The organism is Rhodococcus sp. P4_F5, assembly GCF_056401315.1.
This window is the reverse complement of record NZ_JBFUJP010000102.1, coordinates 1-15,001: the sequence shown is the minus strand read 5'-3', so window position 1 is coordinate 15,001 and position 15,001 is coordinate 1. Positions and strand designations below refer to the sequence as shown.

At 70.9% G+C, this 15,001-nt stretch carries 16 protein-coding genes and 1 pseudogene; 10 read left to right on the top strand and 7 right to left on the bottom strand.

Translation table 11 applies throughout. The annotated features are described in order from the left end of the window. The 3 genes and pseudogenes from AC1DU4_RS24770 to AC1DU4_RS24760 all read right to left on the bottom strand — a co-directional run. Positions 1-300 (bottom strand): annotated as a pseudogene (locus AC1DU4_RS24770) (tobH protein); the annotation flags it as partial. Between the two features lie 64 nt (positions 301-364). Beyond that, entirely contained in the window at positions 365-1,747 is a 1,383-nt protein-coding gene (locus AC1DU4_RS24765) for a phosphomannomutase/phosphoglucomutase (RefSeq protein ID WP_477844393.1), read from the bottom strand. Between the two features lie 126 nt (positions 1,748-1,873). Continuing rightward, a complete protein-coding gene (locus AC1DU4_RS24760) occupies positions 1,874-2,254 on the bottom strand; it encodes a DUF3499 domain-containing protein (RefSeq protein ID WP_072843794.1) in 381 nt (126 codons plus the stop codon). 81 nt (positions 2,255-2,335) lie between these two features. Between AC1DU4_RS24760 and AC1DU4_RS24755 the strand changes: the two genes are divergently transcribed. Beyond that, positions 2,336-2,830 (top strand): metallopeptidase family protein, encoded by a 495-nt coding sequence (locus AC1DU4_RS24755; protein ID WP_477844392.1) that lies wholly within the window; start codon positions 2,336-2,338, stop codon positions 2,828-2,830. 118 nt (positions 2,831-2,948) lie between these two features. Here the strand turns inward: AC1DU4_RS24755 and AC1DU4_RS24750 are convergent, their stop codons facing one another. Beyond that, positions 2,949-3,182 carry a WhiB family transcriptional regulator gene (locus AC1DU4_RS24750; RefSeq protein ID WP_169888194.1) on the bottom strand — a complete coding sequence of 78 codons (234 nt, stop codon included), beginning with the start codon at positions 3,180-3,182 and terminating at the stop codon, positions 2,949-2,951. Positions 3,183-3,666: 484 nt separating this feature from the next. Here AC1DU4_RS24750 and cofD point away from each other — a divergent pair, with 484 nt between their 5' ends. From cofD to AC1DU4_RS24735, 3 genes are read left to right on the top strand one after another with little or no spacing between them, the layout of a single operon-like run. Next, the gene (gene cofD, locus AC1DU4_RS24745; RefSeq protein WP_477844390.1) at positions 3,667-4,641 is read left to right on the top strand and encodes a 2-phospho-L-lactate transferase; all 975 of its coding nucleotides are present in this window, start codon (positions 3,667-3,669) and stop codon (positions 4,639-4,641) included. After that, entirely contained in the window at positions 4,638-6,011 is a 1,374-nt protein-coding gene (locus AC1DU4_RS24740) for a coenzyme F420-0:L-glutamate ligase (protein WP_477844388.1), read from the top strand. The genes cofD and AC1DU4_RS24740 overlap by 4 nt, the downstream gene beginning before the upstream one ends. Before the next feature lie 5 nt (positions 6,012-6,016). Further along, complete coding sequence (locus tag AC1DU4_RS24735; protein WP_477844397.1) at positions 6,017-6,565, top strand: NUDIX hydrolase; 549 nt, start codon at positions 6,017-6,019, stop codon at positions 6,563-6,565. Between the two features lie 25 nt (positions 6,566-6,590). On the opposite strand, the gene AC1DU4_RS24730 is transcribed toward AC1DU4_RS24735, so the two are convergent. Together AC1DU4_RS24730 and AC1DU4_RS24725 are read right to left on the bottom strand one after the other, a co-directional pair. Beyond that, the gene (locus tag AC1DU4_RS24730) at positions 6,591-7,238 is read right to left on the bottom strand and encodes a CoA transferase subunit B (RefSeq protein WP_477844386.1); all 648 of its coding nucleotides are present in this window, start codon (positions 7,236-7,238) and stop codon (positions 6,591-6,593) included. Then, positions 7,235-7,981 (bottom strand): CoA transferase subunit A, encoded by a 747-nt coding sequence (locus AC1DU4_RS24725; protein WP_477844395.1) that lies wholly within the window; start codon positions 7,979-7,981, stop codon positions 7,235-7,237. Before AC1DU4_RS24725 ends, AC1DU4_RS24730 begins: the two co-directional genes overlap by 4 nt. Before the next feature lie 201 nt (positions 7,982-8,182). On the opposite strand from AC1DU4_RS24725, the gene pcaH reads away from it, so the two are divergent. Genes pcaH through AC1DU4_RS24695 form a run of 6 tightly spaced genes read left to right on the top strand, consistent with a single transcriptional unit; the run spans position 8,183 to position 14,138 of the window. Then, positions 8,183-8,905 carry a protocatechuate 3,4-dioxygenase subunit beta gene (gene pcaH, locus AC1DU4_RS24720; protein ID WP_477844384.1) on the top strand — a complete coding sequence of 241 codons (723 nt, stop codon included), beginning with the start codon at positions 8,183-8,185 and terminating at the stop codon, positions 8,903-8,905. Beyond that, entirely contained in the window at positions 8,898-9,545 is a 648-nt protein-coding gene (gene pcaG, locus AC1DU4_RS24715) for a protocatechuate 3,4-dioxygenase subunit alpha (protein WP_477844383.1), read from the top strand. The genes pcaH and pcaG overlap by 8 nt, the downstream gene beginning before the upstream one ends. Before the next feature lie 13 nt (positions 9,546-9,558). Next, positions 9,559-10,917 (top strand): lyase family protein, encoded by a 1,359-nt coding sequence (locus AC1DU4_RS24710; protein WP_477844381.1) that lies wholly within the window; start codon positions 9,559-9,561, stop codon positions 10,915-10,917. Then, positions 10,914-12,089: a bifunctional 3-oxoadipate enol-lactonase/4-carboxymuconolactone decarboxylase PcaDC gene (gene pcaDC / locus AC1DU4_RS24705; RefSeq protein ID WP_477844379.1), complete on the top strand. Its 1,176-nt coding sequence runs from the start codon at positions 10,914-10,916 to the stop codon at positions 12,087-12,089. Before AC1DU4_RS24710 ends, pcaDC begins: the two co-directional genes overlap by 4 nt. Before the next feature lie 2 nt (positions 12,090-12,091). Further along, positions 12,092-12,904, top strand: coding sequence for an IclR family transcriptional regulator (locus tag AC1DU4_RS24700; RefSeq protein WP_072843629.1), 813 nt, complete (start codon positions 12,092-12,094; stop codon positions 12,902-12,904). 22 nt (positions 12,905-12,926) lie between these two features. Next, positions 12,927-14,138, top strand: coding sequence for an acetyl-CoA C-acetyltransferase (locus AC1DU4_RS24695; RefSeq protein ID WP_477844377.1), 1,212 nt, complete (start codon positions 12,927-12,929; stop codon positions 14,136-14,138). Between the two features lie 32 nt (positions 14,139-14,170). On the opposite strand, the gene AC1DU4_RS24690 is transcribed toward AC1DU4_RS24695, so the two are convergent. Beyond that, on the bottom strand, positions 14,171-15,001 hold an 831-nt coding region (locus AC1DU4_RS24690; protein ID WP_477844375.1), incomplete at its 5' end, for a sucrase ferredoxin.

Below are 15,001 nucleotides of genomic sequence, written 5' to 3'. Positions count from 1 at the left end.
GTCCAAGGGCCCGACCCAGGGCGGCACCGCGCTCAGGTGCAGCAAGGGCAGCCCCACCCGGGAGCCCAGCGCGGCGGTGAGCACGGACGCTGCGGCCGCGGCCCGGCCGGGTCCGGTCACCAGCACCACACTGCGCGGACGCAGCCCGGCGAGCCGGTCCAGCGCACCCTCGGTCACGGACGCGGCCGTGGCCCGGACCTGCGCGCCACCGAGCGCGGCAGACCGCATGGAACCGTCGACGTCGGCGGCGACCACACTTGCCGCGTCGTCGAGGTCGAGAAGAGGTGACGGGGCTGTCATGGCACCGCTCCTTTCTCCCTCTGCCCGGGGGCAGGTGTCCGCACGCTTCGTTCCCGGCGCCCGCTTACCCGCGCACCACTGCCAGTATCTCAGTTACCAACGAATCGACGTCTTCCGACGTGCGGGCCTCCACGTTGAGCCGGAGCAACGGCTCGGTGTTCGACGCGCGCAGGTTGAACCAGGCGCCGTCGCCGAGGTCGACGGTCACGCCGTCGAGCCGGTCCACGGACGTGGTCCGCGACGCGAAGGCCGCGACGACCGCGTCGGTGCGCTCGGCGGCGTCGGCGACGGTCGAATTGATCTCCCCGGACGCCGCGTACCGCTCGTAGCTCGCCATCATCTCGGACAGCGGCCGGTCCTGGCCCGCCAGCGCGGCCAGCACGTGCAGAGCGGCCAGCATCCCCGAGTCCGCGCCCCAGAAGTCGCGGAAGTAGTAGTGCGCCGAGTGCTCGCCGCCGAAGATGGCGCCGGTCTCGGCCATCTGCTGCTTGATGAACGAGTGCCCGACCCGGGTGCACACCGCGGTGCCGCCGAGTTCGGCGACCAGTTCCGGGACGGCCCGTGAGGTGATCAGGTTGTGGATGACGACCGCCCCCGGCTCCTTGGCCAGTTCACGCTCGGCTACCAGTGCGGTGACCGCGGACGGCGAGACCGGGTTGCCCAGCTCGTCGACGACGAAGCAGCGGTCCGCGTCGCCGTCGAAGGCCAGTCCGATGTCCGCGCCGGTCTCGCGCACGTACGCCTGCAGGTCCACCAGGTTCTTCGGGTCGAGCGGGTTCGCCTCGTGGTTCGGGAAGGTGCCGTCGAGCTCGAAGAACAGCGGCCGCACCGACACCGGCAGCGCGCCGAGCACGGCGGGCACGGTGTGCCCGCCCATGCCGTTGCCCGCGTCGACGGCCACGGTGAGCGGTCGCATCTGCGACAGGTCCACGAGCCCGCGGACGAACGAGGCGTACTCGTCGAGCACGTCCTGCTCGGTCACCGAGCCGGTGGCGCCGTCGTGGGACGGGACGCCGGCGATCACCTCGGCGGCGACGGTGGCCAGTCCGGTGTCCTGGCCGACCGGCTTCGCGCCGGCCCGGCACAGCTTGATCCCGTTGTAGCGCGCGGGATTGTGGCTCGCGGTGAACATGGCGCCGGGGCAGTCCAGGAGCCCGGACGCGAAGTACAGCTGGTCGGTGGAGGCCAGCCCGATCATGACCACATCGAGGCCCTGGGCGGTCACCCCGTCCGCGAAGGCCTGAGCGAGGTCCGGTGACGAGACGCGCATGTCGTACCCGATGGCCACCCGGGTCGCGGCCTGCGCCGGATCCGGGGTGTCACGGACGAGCCGGGCGAACGCGCCCGCCACGTCGCGAACGAAGTCGGCGTCGATCTGTTCACCGACCACCCCGCGCACGTCGTATGCCTTGATCACGGCATGGACGGATTCGGCGGAACGTGCCACTGCATTTCTCCTGCGTTCGGGGATTGTCTTCTCGCGCGCTGTCTCGGTGGGAAGCCTAGTGCCCCAGACCGGACACGCGGAATCAGCGGCCGACGCCGCGGCGGGACCGCATGGTGGATTCGAAGATCAGCTGGTGGGGTCCGGCAGCACCCGCAGGTGACCGCGACGTCCCGTGCGCGGCGCGGAGACGGCCGGAGCCGCATGCTCGACACCGCGGGACTCGACGTGGACGCGTTCGCCCCGGCCGGCCTCGCGCACGGCCTCCGCCAGTGCGGTCAGGTCGTCCTCGTCGGGGCTCGTGGCGAATCCACCCTCGTAACGGACCAGTTCCCAGCCCTTCGGCGCGGTTATCCGGGAGGCGTGCGCATCGCACAGGTCCCAGGAATGCGGCTCCGCCACCGTCGCGAGCGGACCGACGACCGCGGTCGAGTCGGAGTAGACGTACGTCAGAGTCGCAACGGCAGGGTTCTTGCAACCCGGCCGGCAGCATCGACGTAGTGATATCACGAGAGTGAGGGTATCCCGCCGCTCCGCCAACTCCTACTCGGACACACCGAGTGACGATCGCGGTCGGTAGGATTGACACTCATGCGCAGAGCCCGACACGGTCGACCACTGAGTTCCCGATCGGCGGCTCGCCGGGGACGCGGGATCCGCGGACCGCTGCTGCCTGCGAGCGTTCCGGCATGGCGCAGCCGCGCGGAGAAGTTCGACCTGCTGGTGCTGGAGGCGTTCGCGCCGATCGACGCCCGCTGGCACGACCGGATCGCCAAGCTCGACATCGCGGTCGACGAGGTGCCGAAAATTCGTGCGCTGGACCCGGATTCGGTGACCTGGCCGCCCGAGGTGGTGGCCGAGGGACCCGTCCCGCTGTCACGACTGGTGCCCGCGGGTGTGGACCGGCACGGCGCCACGACCCGGGCGCGACTGGTGCTGTTCCGGCGCCCACTCGAACTGCGAGCCAAGCGCCAGGAGGACCTCGTCGACCTGCTCAACGAGGTGCTGGTGCGCCAGGTGGCCACCTACCTCGGAGTGGACCCCGAGGTGGTCGACCCCGACCTCACCGAAGACCCCGACGACTGACGGTCCGACAACCACACCGAAAACGTCAGTGCCGGTTGATGACTGACCTCAACGGCCGGAAACTCGGTACGGCTGCGCCGACAGTAGTCGACGCAGCCGTACCGGACTCCCCGTTGTTCTAGACGATCCCCCGCTTGAGGCGCCGGCGCTCACGTTCCGACAGGCCGCCCCAGATGCCGAACCGCTCGTCGTTCGCGAGCGCGTACTCGAGACATTCCCCCCTGACCTCGCAGCCAAGGCAGATGCGCTTGGCCTCGCGGGTCGATCCCCCCTTCTCCGGAAAAAAGGCTTCCGGGTCGGTCTGCGCACACAGCGCGCGTTCCTGCCATTGGTCTTCGATGGCCTCGAACATGTCGTCGAAGCCGGTTTGCACCAGACTCAGCACCGGACGGACGACCCCCATGTCGTCCTGCGTCTGACTGACGCCCAGTGCCGTGCCCCCCGTGGCATCGATCTGCGGTTCCCCTTCAATGGCGCTCGGGAGAGTTAGTGATTCCTCGTACTGGATGGACATCATGCCGCCTCCTCACCTCTTGATTAGCGCAGAAATTTCATGAACAGTCGGGACTCCCGACAATGTCATTCGATATGAAACAGACGTTCGAATCGCTACCCATCACAATGGATCTCGGATGATGAGCATGGAATGACATAGGTGTGATTAGACACGCCCAGCTACCGAGGGTCAAGCTGTCAGCTAATTTTCCCTTACCATCCCCGACAGGTGATTCCGGACTCCTGCGCATATGTCCGGTTCTGCGCGTGTCGTGGTCGGCGCATGACGCTGGCACGGTGCCACTCGGTGGCACCGACGCTGGCCGCATAGGCTCTTGCGCGTGAGAGTCACTGTATTGGTAGGCGGAGTCGGCGGGGCGCGTTTTCTGCAGGGAATTCGCAGTCTGCTCGCAGAATCGGGCGAAGCGGTTGAACACGAAATCACTGCGATCGTCAACGTCGGCGACGACGTGTGGATGCACGGGCTGCGAATCTGCCCGGACCTGGACACCTGCATGTACACCCTCGGCGGGGGCATCGACCCCGAACGCGGGTGGGGCCACGTGGGCGAAACCTGGAACGCCAAGGAGGAGCTCGCGGCGTACGGCGCCAAGCCCGACTGGTTCGGCCTCGGCGACCGGGACATCGCGACGCACCTGATCCGGTCGCAGATGCTGCGCACCGGCTACCCGCTGTCCGCGGTGACCGAGGCGCTGTRCAACCGCTGGCAGCCCGGGGTGCGGCTGATCCCCGTCACCGACGACCGCAGTGAGACGCACGTCGTGATCACCGATCCGGCCGACGGCGAACAGCGAGCAATTCATTTCCAGGAATGGTGGGTGCGGCACCGGGCCCAGGTCCCGACCCACAGTTTCGTCCATGTCGGCGCGGACAAGGCGGCACCCGCACCGGGCGTGATCGACGCCCTGGAGAATGCGGATGCGGTGCTGCTGGCGCCGTCGAACCCGGTGGTCAGTGTCGGCGCGATCCTCGCCGTCCCCGGCATCCGGGGTGCGCTGCGGACCGGACGCGCCAAGGTGGTGGGCCTGTCCCCCGTCATCGACGGCAAGCCGCTGCGCGGCATGGCCGACGAGTGCCTGGAGGTGATCGGCGTCGAGACCTCCGCCGAGGCAGTCGGGCGCTACTACGGCGCGCGATCGGACACCGGAATCCTGGACGGCTGGCTGATCCACGACACCGACACCGCCGACGTCCCCGGCGTGGCGGTCGAGGCGGTCCCGCTGCTGATGACCGATCCGGAGACCACCGCGGAGATGGCGCGGGCGGCGCTGCGCCTGGCCGGGGTGTCGGTGTGAGCTCCGAGAACGACACCGGCACGGCCGGAGTGGGCGACCACGGCGCCGGCGCGGCCATCGAGATCCTCCCGGTGCCGGGTCTGCCCGAGTTCCGGCCCGGCGACGACCTGGCCGGCGCACTCGCCGAGGCGGCGCCGTGGCTCCAGGGCGGCGACGTGCTGGTCGTCACCAGCAAGATCGTCTCGAAGGTGGAAGGCCGAATTGTGGCCTCCCCCACCGACCCTGACGAACGCGACGCGGCCCGCCGCGTCCTCGTCGATCAGGAGGCCGTGCGCGTCGTGGCTCGCAAGGGCCGCACGCTGATCACCGAGAACCGGCTGGGCATCGTCCAGGCCGCATCTGGAATCGACGGGTCCAACGTGCATCCCGCCGAGCTCGCCCTGCTGCCCGAGGACCCCGACGCGAGTGCACGGGCACTGCGCGTGCGGCTGGCCGAACTACTGGGGGTGTCGGTGGCGGTGGTGATCACCGACACCATGGGCCGGGCCTGGCGGATGGGCCAGACCGACGCCGCGATCGGCGCCGCCGGGCTGCCCGTGCTGCACGGCTACGCCGGCTCGGTGGACGCCCAGGGCAACGAGCTCTACGTCACCTCGGTGGCGATCGCCGACGAGCTCGCCGCCGCGGGCGATCTGGTCAAGGGCAAGGTCGGCGGGGTCCCCGTCGCCGTGGTCCGGGGCCTGAACCTGGCGGACGACGGCTCGGTCGCCGCCGACCTGCTCCGCCGCGGCGAGGAGGACCTGTTCTGGCTCGGCACCAACGAGGCGCTGGCCCAGGGCCGGGGCGAGGCTCTGCTGCTGCGCCGCTCGATCCGTGAGTTCTCCGACGAGGCGGTGGATCCCGAGGCGGTCCGCGCGTCGATCGCCGAGGCCCTGACCGCACCGGCGCCGCACCACACCCGCCCGGTCCGGTTCGTGTGGCTGCGGACCCCCGAGACGCGCAGGCGTCTGCTCGAGACGATGCAGCAGCGGTGGCGCGACGATCTTGCCGCCGACGGCACGAGCGACGAGCACATCGAGCGACGGGTTGCCCGCGGCAACATCCTGTTCGGCGCTCCGGAGGTCGTGATCCCGTTCTGCGTACCGGACGGCGCGCACCACTATCCGGACGAGCGTCGCACCCGCGCCGAGTCGACGATGTTCACCGTCGCGGTCGGTGCGGCCGTGCAGGGGCTGCTGGTGTCGTTGGCCGCCAAGGGGATCGGCAGCTGCTGGATCGGGTCGACGATCTTCGCCGCGGACACGGTGCGCACCGTCCTGGGCCTGCCGGACGACTGGCAGCCGCTCGGCGCGATCGCCGTCGGGCATCCCGTCGAGGAGCTGACCCCGCGCAAGCCCCTCGCGCCCGGCGACGCCTTGCTGGAGCTGTGACCGAAATGACGGCACAGTCGCTGCACGCGTCGGCGGTGGCCGCACTCGAGAACTGGGACACCGATTCCGGCGATGCCGAGTCGTTGCGGCACACCATGCTTGCGTTCCTCGACTCGGCGCCGCTCGGTTGCCTGCGCGAGCACGCCCCCGGCCACATCACCGCGTCGTCGCTGGTGCTCAGCGAGGACCGGCGCCAGGTGCTGCTCACCCTGCATCCGCGGGTGGGCCGCTGGATCCAGCTGGGCGGGCACTGCGAGCCGGGCGACGACACGGTGGTCGACGCGGCCCTGCGCGAGGCCACGGAGGAGTCCGGGATCGCGGGCCTGCGGATCGATCCGTCGCTGCTGTCGGCGCACACCCACCCCATCACCTGCTCGCTCGGGGTGCCCACCCGGCACCTGGACCTGAGGTTCCTGGTGTGGGCCGAGGTGGGCGCCACGCCGGTGCGCAGTGACGAGTCGCAGGACCTGCGGTGGTGGCCGGTCGACGACCTGCCCGACGGCGCCGAGAAGGAGACGATCGACCACCTGGTCCGGCTGGCGAACGGGCGCTGAGCCCGTCCGCCGGCCGGCGGCGACGCTAGAGCAGCAGCGTCGCCGCGGTGGCGGCGACGACGTCGTCGACGCTGATGCCGGGGGCGGTCTCGACCAGGCGCAGGCCCTCGTCGGTGACGTCGAGGACGGCCATGTCGGTGATGATCCGCTGTACGCACGCCTTGCCGGTGAGCGGCAGGGCGCACTCCTCGAGGATCTTCGACTCGCCCTTCTTGGAGACGTGCTCCATCATCACGATGACGCGCTTGGCGCCGTGGACGAGGTCCATCGCGCCGCCCATGCCCTTGACCATGTGGCCGGGGATCATCCAGTTGGCGAGGTCACCCTTGGCACTGACCTGCATCGCGCCCAGCACCGCGACGTCCACCTGGCCGCCGCGGATCATGCCGAACGACTGCGACGAGTCGAAGTACGACGCACCCGGCAGGACGGTGACGGTCTCCTTGCCGGCATTGATCAGCTCGGGGTCGAGTTCGTCCTCGGTGGGGTACGGGCCCACACCCAGGATGCCGTTCTCCGAGTGCAGGACCACCGTGATGTCCTCGGGGATGTAGTTCGGCACCAGCGTCGGCATACCGATGCCGAGGTTGACGTACTGCCCGTCGGAGAGTTCCTGCGCCACCCGCGCGGCCATCTGCTCGCGGGTCAGCTTCTGCACAATCGTCTGAGTCATGCTCGTACCGTTCGCTTCTCGATTCCGACAGTGACCTTGCCCACGGGCACGACGCGCTGCACGTGGATACCCGGGGTGTGGATCTGGTCGGGATCCAGCTCGCCCGGCTCGACGAGGTGCTCGACCTGCGCGATGGTGATCCGACCCGACGCGGCGGCCGGGGGGTTGAAGTTGCGGGCGCTGCGGCGGAAGACGAGGTTGCCGTGGCGGTCACCCTTCCACGCGTGGACGAGGGCATAGTCGGCGACGATGCCCCGCTCCATGACGTACGTCTGCCCGTCGAACTCGCGGGTCTCCTTGGCCGGGCTCGCGACGGCGATGCCACCGTTGCCGTCGTAGCGGCGGGGCAGGCCGCCGTCCGCGACCTGGGTGCCGACGCCGGCCGGGGTGAAGAACGCGGGGATGCCGGCGCCGCCGGCGCGCAGCCGCTCGGCGAGGGTGCCCTGCGGCGTCAGCTCCACCTCGAGTTCGCCGGAGAGGTACTGCCGGGCGAACTCCTTGTTGTCGCCCACGTACGAGCTGACGGTCCGGCGGATCCGGCCCTGCTCGAGCAGCACACCGAGGCCGAAGCCGTCGGTGCCGCAGTTGTTGCTCACCGTCTCGAGATCCGACGCGCCCTGTTCCAGCAGCGCGTTGATGAGGATCTCCGGCACTCCTACCAGGCCGAACCCGCCGACCGCGATCGTCGCGCCGTCGGGCACGTCGGCGACGGCCTCGGCCGCCGTGGCAATGACTTTGTCCATCATGTGAGCCAGCATACGACGGTTCGTGCGTAATATGAACCCCCGTCCGCATTGCGAACACTTTGGGCGCGGGCCGTTGATCGCGCCCGCGGAACGCACTACGGTTGTTCGCATAACGTAACTTCGTCCACATTCCGAACAGGGAAGGCCGAACAAGACTCGGTGCCCCTCACCCGGACCGTCCCCACACGAGGTCGTCACATGCTTCATCTGCCCCCGCAATACCGGCCGATCGGCGCCGACGTGAATGCGCCGCCGGACTTCGCCGACTACAAGACCACCGCGCTGCGCAGCCCCCGGCAGCCCCTCAAGCTGATCCCGCAGCGCCTCGGCGAGGTCACCGGACCCGTGTTCGGCGAGGACCGAGTCCAGCCCGGCGACGCCGACCTGACCATCGCCAACGGCGGCGAGGCCCAGGGGCAGCGCATCGTGGTGCACGGCCGGGTCCTCGACTCGGGCGGCAAGCCCGTCCCGAACACGCTGCTCGAGGTGTGGCAGGCGAACGCGGGCGGCCGGTACCGGCACATCGGCGACAACTGGCCCGCGCCGCTCGACCCGCACTTCGACGGCATCGGCCGGTGTGTCACCGACGCCGACGGTCACTACACGTTCACGACGGTCAAGCCGGGCGCGTACCCGTGGCGCAACCACGACAACGCGTGGCGCCCGTCGCACATCCACTTCTCGCTGTTCGGCCAGGCGTTCACGCAGCGCCTGGTGACGCAGATGTACTTCCCGGACGACCCGCTGTTCTTCCAGGACCCGATCTACAACGCGGTCCCCGCCGCCGCCCGGCACCGCATGGTCAGCGTCTTCGACTACGACGCGACCGCGGCCGACTGGGCCCTGGGCTTCCGTTTCGACATCGTCCTGCGCGGACGCGACGCCACCCCGTTCGAGGACGACGAGGATCACGATGACTGACACTTCCCCCAAGAACTCCGGTGCACCGACCTACGAGGTCACCCCGGGCGACTTCACCACCGCCGAGTTCGGCGTCACCCCGTCGCAGACGGTGGGCCCGTACTGGCACATCGGCCTGCCGTGGGCGGACGGCCCCGACGCCGCCCCCGAGGGCACCCCGGACCGGATCACGCTGCGCGTCACCGTCATCGACGGCGCCCGCACGCCGGTCGCGGACGCGATGATCGAGACGTGGCAGGCCGACGCGGCGGGCCGATTCGCCCACGCCGACGACCCGCGCGGCGCGGCCGAGCCGACGCCCGCCGGGTTCCGCGCCTTCGGGCGGGCCGGGGCGGACGAGACCGGCACCGCGGCGATCCACACCGTCAAGCCGGGTCCGCTGCCGGCCGAGAACGGCGCCGTCGAGGCCCCGCACGTCAACGTCGGCGTCTTCGCCCGCGGCATGCTCGAGCGCCTGTACACCCGGCTGTACTTCCCGGAGGACACCGAGGCGCACGCCGCCGACCCCGTGCTGACGTCGCTGCCCGAGTCGCAGCGGCAGAAGCTGATCGCGAGCAAGACCGACGACGGCTACAGCCTCACCGTCTATGTTCAGGACAGCGATCCCGAGGGCGTCGAGACGCCGTTCTTCGAGCTGTGATCAGGAGCCTGGTGTGAGCAACGCCCGCGGTGCACTCTTCGATCCCGCCTTCGGTGGCGCCGCCGTCGCCGCGGAGGTCTCGGACCAGGCCTGGGTGACCGCTCTGCTCGAGGTCGAGGCCGCCCTGTCCCGGGCCGCCTCGACCGTCGGGCTGGTGTCGGCCGCGCACGCGGCGACGGTCACCACCGTCGCCGCGGCGCTCGGCGCGCCCGCCGGGCTCGACATCGCGGACCTCGGCCGCAAGTCCGCCGCCGGCGGCAACCCGGTGATCCCACTGGTCCGCATCCTGCGCGCGGCCTGTGCCGCGGAGGGCGTCCCCGCCTCGGCCGTGCACGTCGGCGCCACCAGCCAGGACGTGATGGACTCGGCGCTGATGCTGCTCGCGCACAGGGCAGGTCACATCGTGCTCGCCGACCTGCGGGCGGCGGCGAATGCCGGCGCCGAACTCGYGCGGGCGCACCGCGCCACCCCGATGGTCGCGCGCACGCTCGGGCAGCAGGCGCTGCCCACCACCTTCGGTGCGCTCGCGGTGTCGTGGTTCACCGGCCTCGACGACGCGGCCACCCAACTCGAGCGGGCGCTCTGCGCGCTGCCCGTCCAGTTCGGTGGCGCGGCGGGCACTCTCGCCGCCGTCCACCCGCACGGCCTCGAGATGGCCGACGCCCTCGCCGACGAACTCGGCCTGGCGCGGCAGGTGGCGCCGTGGCACACCACCCGCACGCCGGTGGCGGCCCTGGCGTCCGCACTCGGCGTGGCCGCGGGCGCGGTCGCCAAGCCCGCCACCGACATCACCGCGATGGCCTCGACCGAGTTCGGCGAGGTCGCCGAGGACGCACCGGGCGGCTCGTCGGCCATGCCGCACAAGCAGAATCCGGTGGCGGCCATCACCGCACGTGCCGCCGCCCGCCGGGCGCCCGGCCTGGTCTCGACCGTCCTGTCGTCGATGGACCACGAGTTCGCCCGGGCCGCGGGCGCGTGGCACGCCGAGTGGGAGACGGTCACCGACCTGCTGCGCCTGGYGGGCGGGGCGGCACACCAGTTGGCGTCGAGCCTCGGCGGACTGCACGTCCACGCCGACGCGATGGCCCGCAACCTCGACATCACCGGCGGGCTGATCCTCGCCGAGCGGGTCACCGGAGCCCTGTCCGCGCACACCGACTCGGCGCGCGAGATCGTCACCGCCGCGGCGGCATCCGGGATCCCGCTCGACCGCGCCCCCGAGATCACCGCGCACCTGTCCGCCGACGAACTGCGCGACCTGCTCGATCCCTCGAACTACCTCGGCCACGCCGTCGACCTCGTCGACCGTGCCCTTTCTTCCCGACCCGCCCCAGCTTCCCGGCCCGCCCGAACCCCCGGAGGACCCGCATGACCGTGGACCTGCACTACGAACGCCACGGCGACCCGACCGCGCCGCCGGTGCTGCTGCTCGGCTCGCTCGGCTCGGACCTGCACATGTGGGATCCGCAGGTCCGCGCGCTGTCGAACCGCGCCCACGTGATCGCCGTCGACCACCGCGGCCACGGCGGCTCCCCCGCCCCCGCCGGCCCGTACACGATCGCCGACCTCGGCGGCGACGTCATCGCGCTGCTCGACACGCTCGGCCTGGACGCGGCGCACCTCGTGGGCCTGTCCCTCGGCGGCGCCGTCGGACAGTGGCTGGCGGCGCACCACCCGCAACGCGTGCACACCCTGACCGTGCTGTGCACGGCCGCGCAGTTCGCCCCGGCTCAGCCGTGGCTCGATCGCGCGGCCGCCGTCCGCGCCGACGGCGTCGCGTCCATCGCGGAGTCCGTCGTCGGCCGCTGGTTCACCCCCGAACTGGCGCAGCGTGATCCGGAACTGGTGGCCCGCCACGTCGCGATGGTCTCCGGCACTTCCGACGAAGGCTACGCCGCGTGCTGCGAGGCCCTTTCCCAGTGGGACGGCCGCGCCGACCTGGCCCGCATCGCCGCGCCCACGCTGGTGATCGCGGCCGAGCAGGACGGCCCCACTCCCCCGTCCACGCTGCGGGCCATCGCCGACGGCGTCGCCGGGGCGCAGTTCCACGTCCTGTCCCCCGGTGCGCACCTGGCGAATGTCGAGCAGGCCGGCGCGGTGACCCGCCTGATCGAGGCGCACATCGCGGCGTCGACCGCGGTGGGTGTGGCCCGCCGCACCGTCCACGACGTCGGGATGTCGGTGCGCCGTTCGGTTCTCGGCGATGCCCACGTGGACCGCGCGATCGGCTCCAGCACGGCGTTCACCGACCCGTTCCAGGACTTCATCACCCGCACCGCGTGGGGTGACATCTGGGCCCGCGAGGGTCTCGACCACCCCACCCGCCGGCTGCTGACCCTCGCGATCCTCACCGCAGTCGGCAACGAGCACGAGCTCGACATGCACATCCGGGCCGCCCTGCGGGCGGGCATGGACCCCGAGCAGCTCGTGGAAGTATTCCTCCACACCGCGGTGTACGCGGGTGTGCCGAACAGCAACCGGGCGTTCGCGCTCGGGAAGCAGGCCCTCGCCGACCTGGCGGGGGCCACCGAGGGGAGTACCTGACAGTGAGCAACTCGAGCGAGACGACTTCGACCGGGACCGAGCCGATCGGGGCTTCGCCCGACTACGTACAGTCGCTCGCGCGAGGACTGTCCGTCATCAAGGCGTTCGACGCCGGCCATCCGCGGCGCACCCTCAGCGAGGTCGCCAAGCACACCGACCTGACGCGGGCGACCGCCCGCCGGTTCCTGCTGACACTCGCCGAGCTCGGCTACGTGCGCACCGACGGTTCGGTGTTCTGGCTGACGCCGCGGGTGCTCGAGCTCGGCTACAGCTTCCTGTCGAGCCTGTCGCTGCCCGAGATTGCCGGGCCACACCTCGAGGCGTTGTCCGAGCAGGTCCGCGAATCGACGTCGGTCTCGATCCTCGACCAGGACGACGTGGTGTACGTGGCCCGCGTCCCGGTGAGCCGCATCATGACCGTGTCCATCAACATCGGCACCCGCTTTCCCGCCTTCGCCACCTCGATGGGCCGCGTCCTGCTCGCGGGGCTGAACAAGCCCGAACTCGACGAGTACCTCGCGCGGGTGACGCTGACGCCCCTCACCGGCCGCACCATCGACACCCCGGACATGCTCCGCACCGAACTCGACCAGGTACGCGCGGACGGCTACTGCGTGGTGGACCAGGAACTCGAGGAGGGCCTGCGCTCGCTCGCCGCCCCCATTCGCGACCGCTCGGGCACAGTCGTAGCCTCCGTGAACATTTCGACGCAGGCGGCGCGGTACTCGATCGAGGACGTGTACAACACCCTCGTTCCCGCCGCCGTCGCCGCCGCGGAGGCCATCTCGGCCGATCTCGTCCGCACCCAGCATTGACCATCTCTGCAAGGAAGTAACCATGCCTGACGCAGTCATCTGCGAACCCCTCCGCACCCCCGTCGGCCGATTCGGCGGCGTGTTCCGCGACATCGCCCCTGAGGACCTCGCGGCCACCGTGATCACCGAACTCGTCACCCGCACCGGCATTTCCGGCGCCGACATCGACGACGTGATCCTCGGCCAGGCCTCCCCCGGCGGCGAGGCGCCCGCGATCGGCCGGATCGCGGCCCTCAATGCCGGTCTCGGCGTGGACGTTCCGGGCCTGCAGGTGGACCGCCGCTGCGGCTCCGGGCTGCAGGCGATCATCCAGGCCGTGATGCAGGTGCAGTCCGGCGGCAGCGACCTCGTCCTCGCGGGCGGTGTCGAGTCGATGAGCCAGGCCGAGTTCTACGCCACCGGAATGCGTTACGGCGTCCGCGGCGAGTCGCTGGCCCTCAACGACCGGCTGGCCCGGGCCCGCGTCACCGCCGGCGGACGGAACTACCCGGTGCCCGGCGGCATGATCGAGACCGCCGAGAACCTGCGCGCCGAGTTCTCCATCAGCCGCGCGGACCAGGACGCGCTCGCCGTGGCGTCCCACCAGCGGGCCGTCGCCGCGCAGCGCAGCGGCGTCTTCGCGCAGGAGATCGTCCCGGTCGCGGTACCGCAGCGCAAGGGCGACGCCCTGATGGTCGACACCGACGAGCACCCCCGAGCCGACACCACCGTCGAGTCGCTCGCGAAGCTGCGCCCGATCCGCGGCAAGGTCGACCCCGACTCCACCGTCACCGCCGGCAACGCCAGCGGCCAGAACGACGGTGCCGCAATCGCAATCGTCACCACGCCGGAGAAGGCGAAGGCCCTCGGGCTGCGTCCGCTCGCCCGGCTCGCCAGCTGGGCCGTGGCCGGTGTGCCGCCGCGGACGATGGGCATCGGGCCGGTGCCGTCCACCGAGAAGGCGCTTGGCCGCCTGGGCCTGTCGCTGTCCGACATGGACGTCATCGAGCTCAACGAGGCGTTCGCCGCGCAGGCCCTCGCCGTCCTGCGCACGTGGGACCTCGAGGCCGACGACCCGCGCCTGAACCCCAACGGCTCGGGCATCTCCCTCGGCCACCCGGTCGGCGCGACCGGCGCCCGCATCCTCGCGACGCTGCTACGCGAGATGGACCGTCGGGAGGCTCGATACGGCCTCGAGACCATGTGCATCGGCGGCGGCCAGGGGTTGGCGGCCGTCTTCGAACGCATCGCCTGACCCCGGCACGAGGGCCCGTTCCACTCGATGACCTAGTGGAACGGGCCTGGCCCAGGCCCAACCGCCGCAGGCAGCTCGCGGAGGTCGACCACCACCCAGCGGTTCCAGGCCACCGACCCGCCGGGCGTGCAACCGTGACGGATCTGGTCCTGAGGCTCCGAACGCACCACCACGGCGAATCGCCGTGACCCGAGGACGATCTCCACGACTCGGCCGCCTGATTCGGGGTGGTCCTCGTCGACGGCCGCGCGCAGCGAGTCGATCCGGGTGATTCCGGTGGCCTCCCGCACGGCGTGTTCCGCTGCCTGCGCGGCCGGGGACAACGCCGCTCGTCCGCGAAAGTGCGACAGGTCGATCGATCCGTTCACACACGAGGCGACCACCTCTCGCGCCGAGTCCCCGCCGAGGCGACTGAAGAACAGTCCGTGCGGAAAGGCAACCAGGTTCGCCGCGAACCGGTCTCCACCGACATGCGTGCATTCCCAAACGTCGGCGTCCGCCGTCGAGGACAGTGCCGTCACGATCGGCCGACCGAGTTCGGCACAACACGCGTCCTTCTTGCCGTGTGTGCAGACGGCGATGAGCGGCGTGTCCCGTTCGACACCGAAGTCCTGCTCCACCCCTGCCGCGATCGACTCGAAGTCGAGCGCCAGGAGGTCGTCGTAGTCCCGAAGCCGCTTCTCCCGCATCCAGTGCCGGGTTCCGTCGGTCCAGCAGATCACACACAGCGGGTCGGCAGTCGGCCGCACCCGCGGCCGCCGAATCAACAGCACACGCAGTCGACCCACCAGCGCCGCCGATCGTTGCGTCACCGACACCGGCAGCACGCCGTCCGGGGCCGAGGCCGGCCACGGCCCCGGATG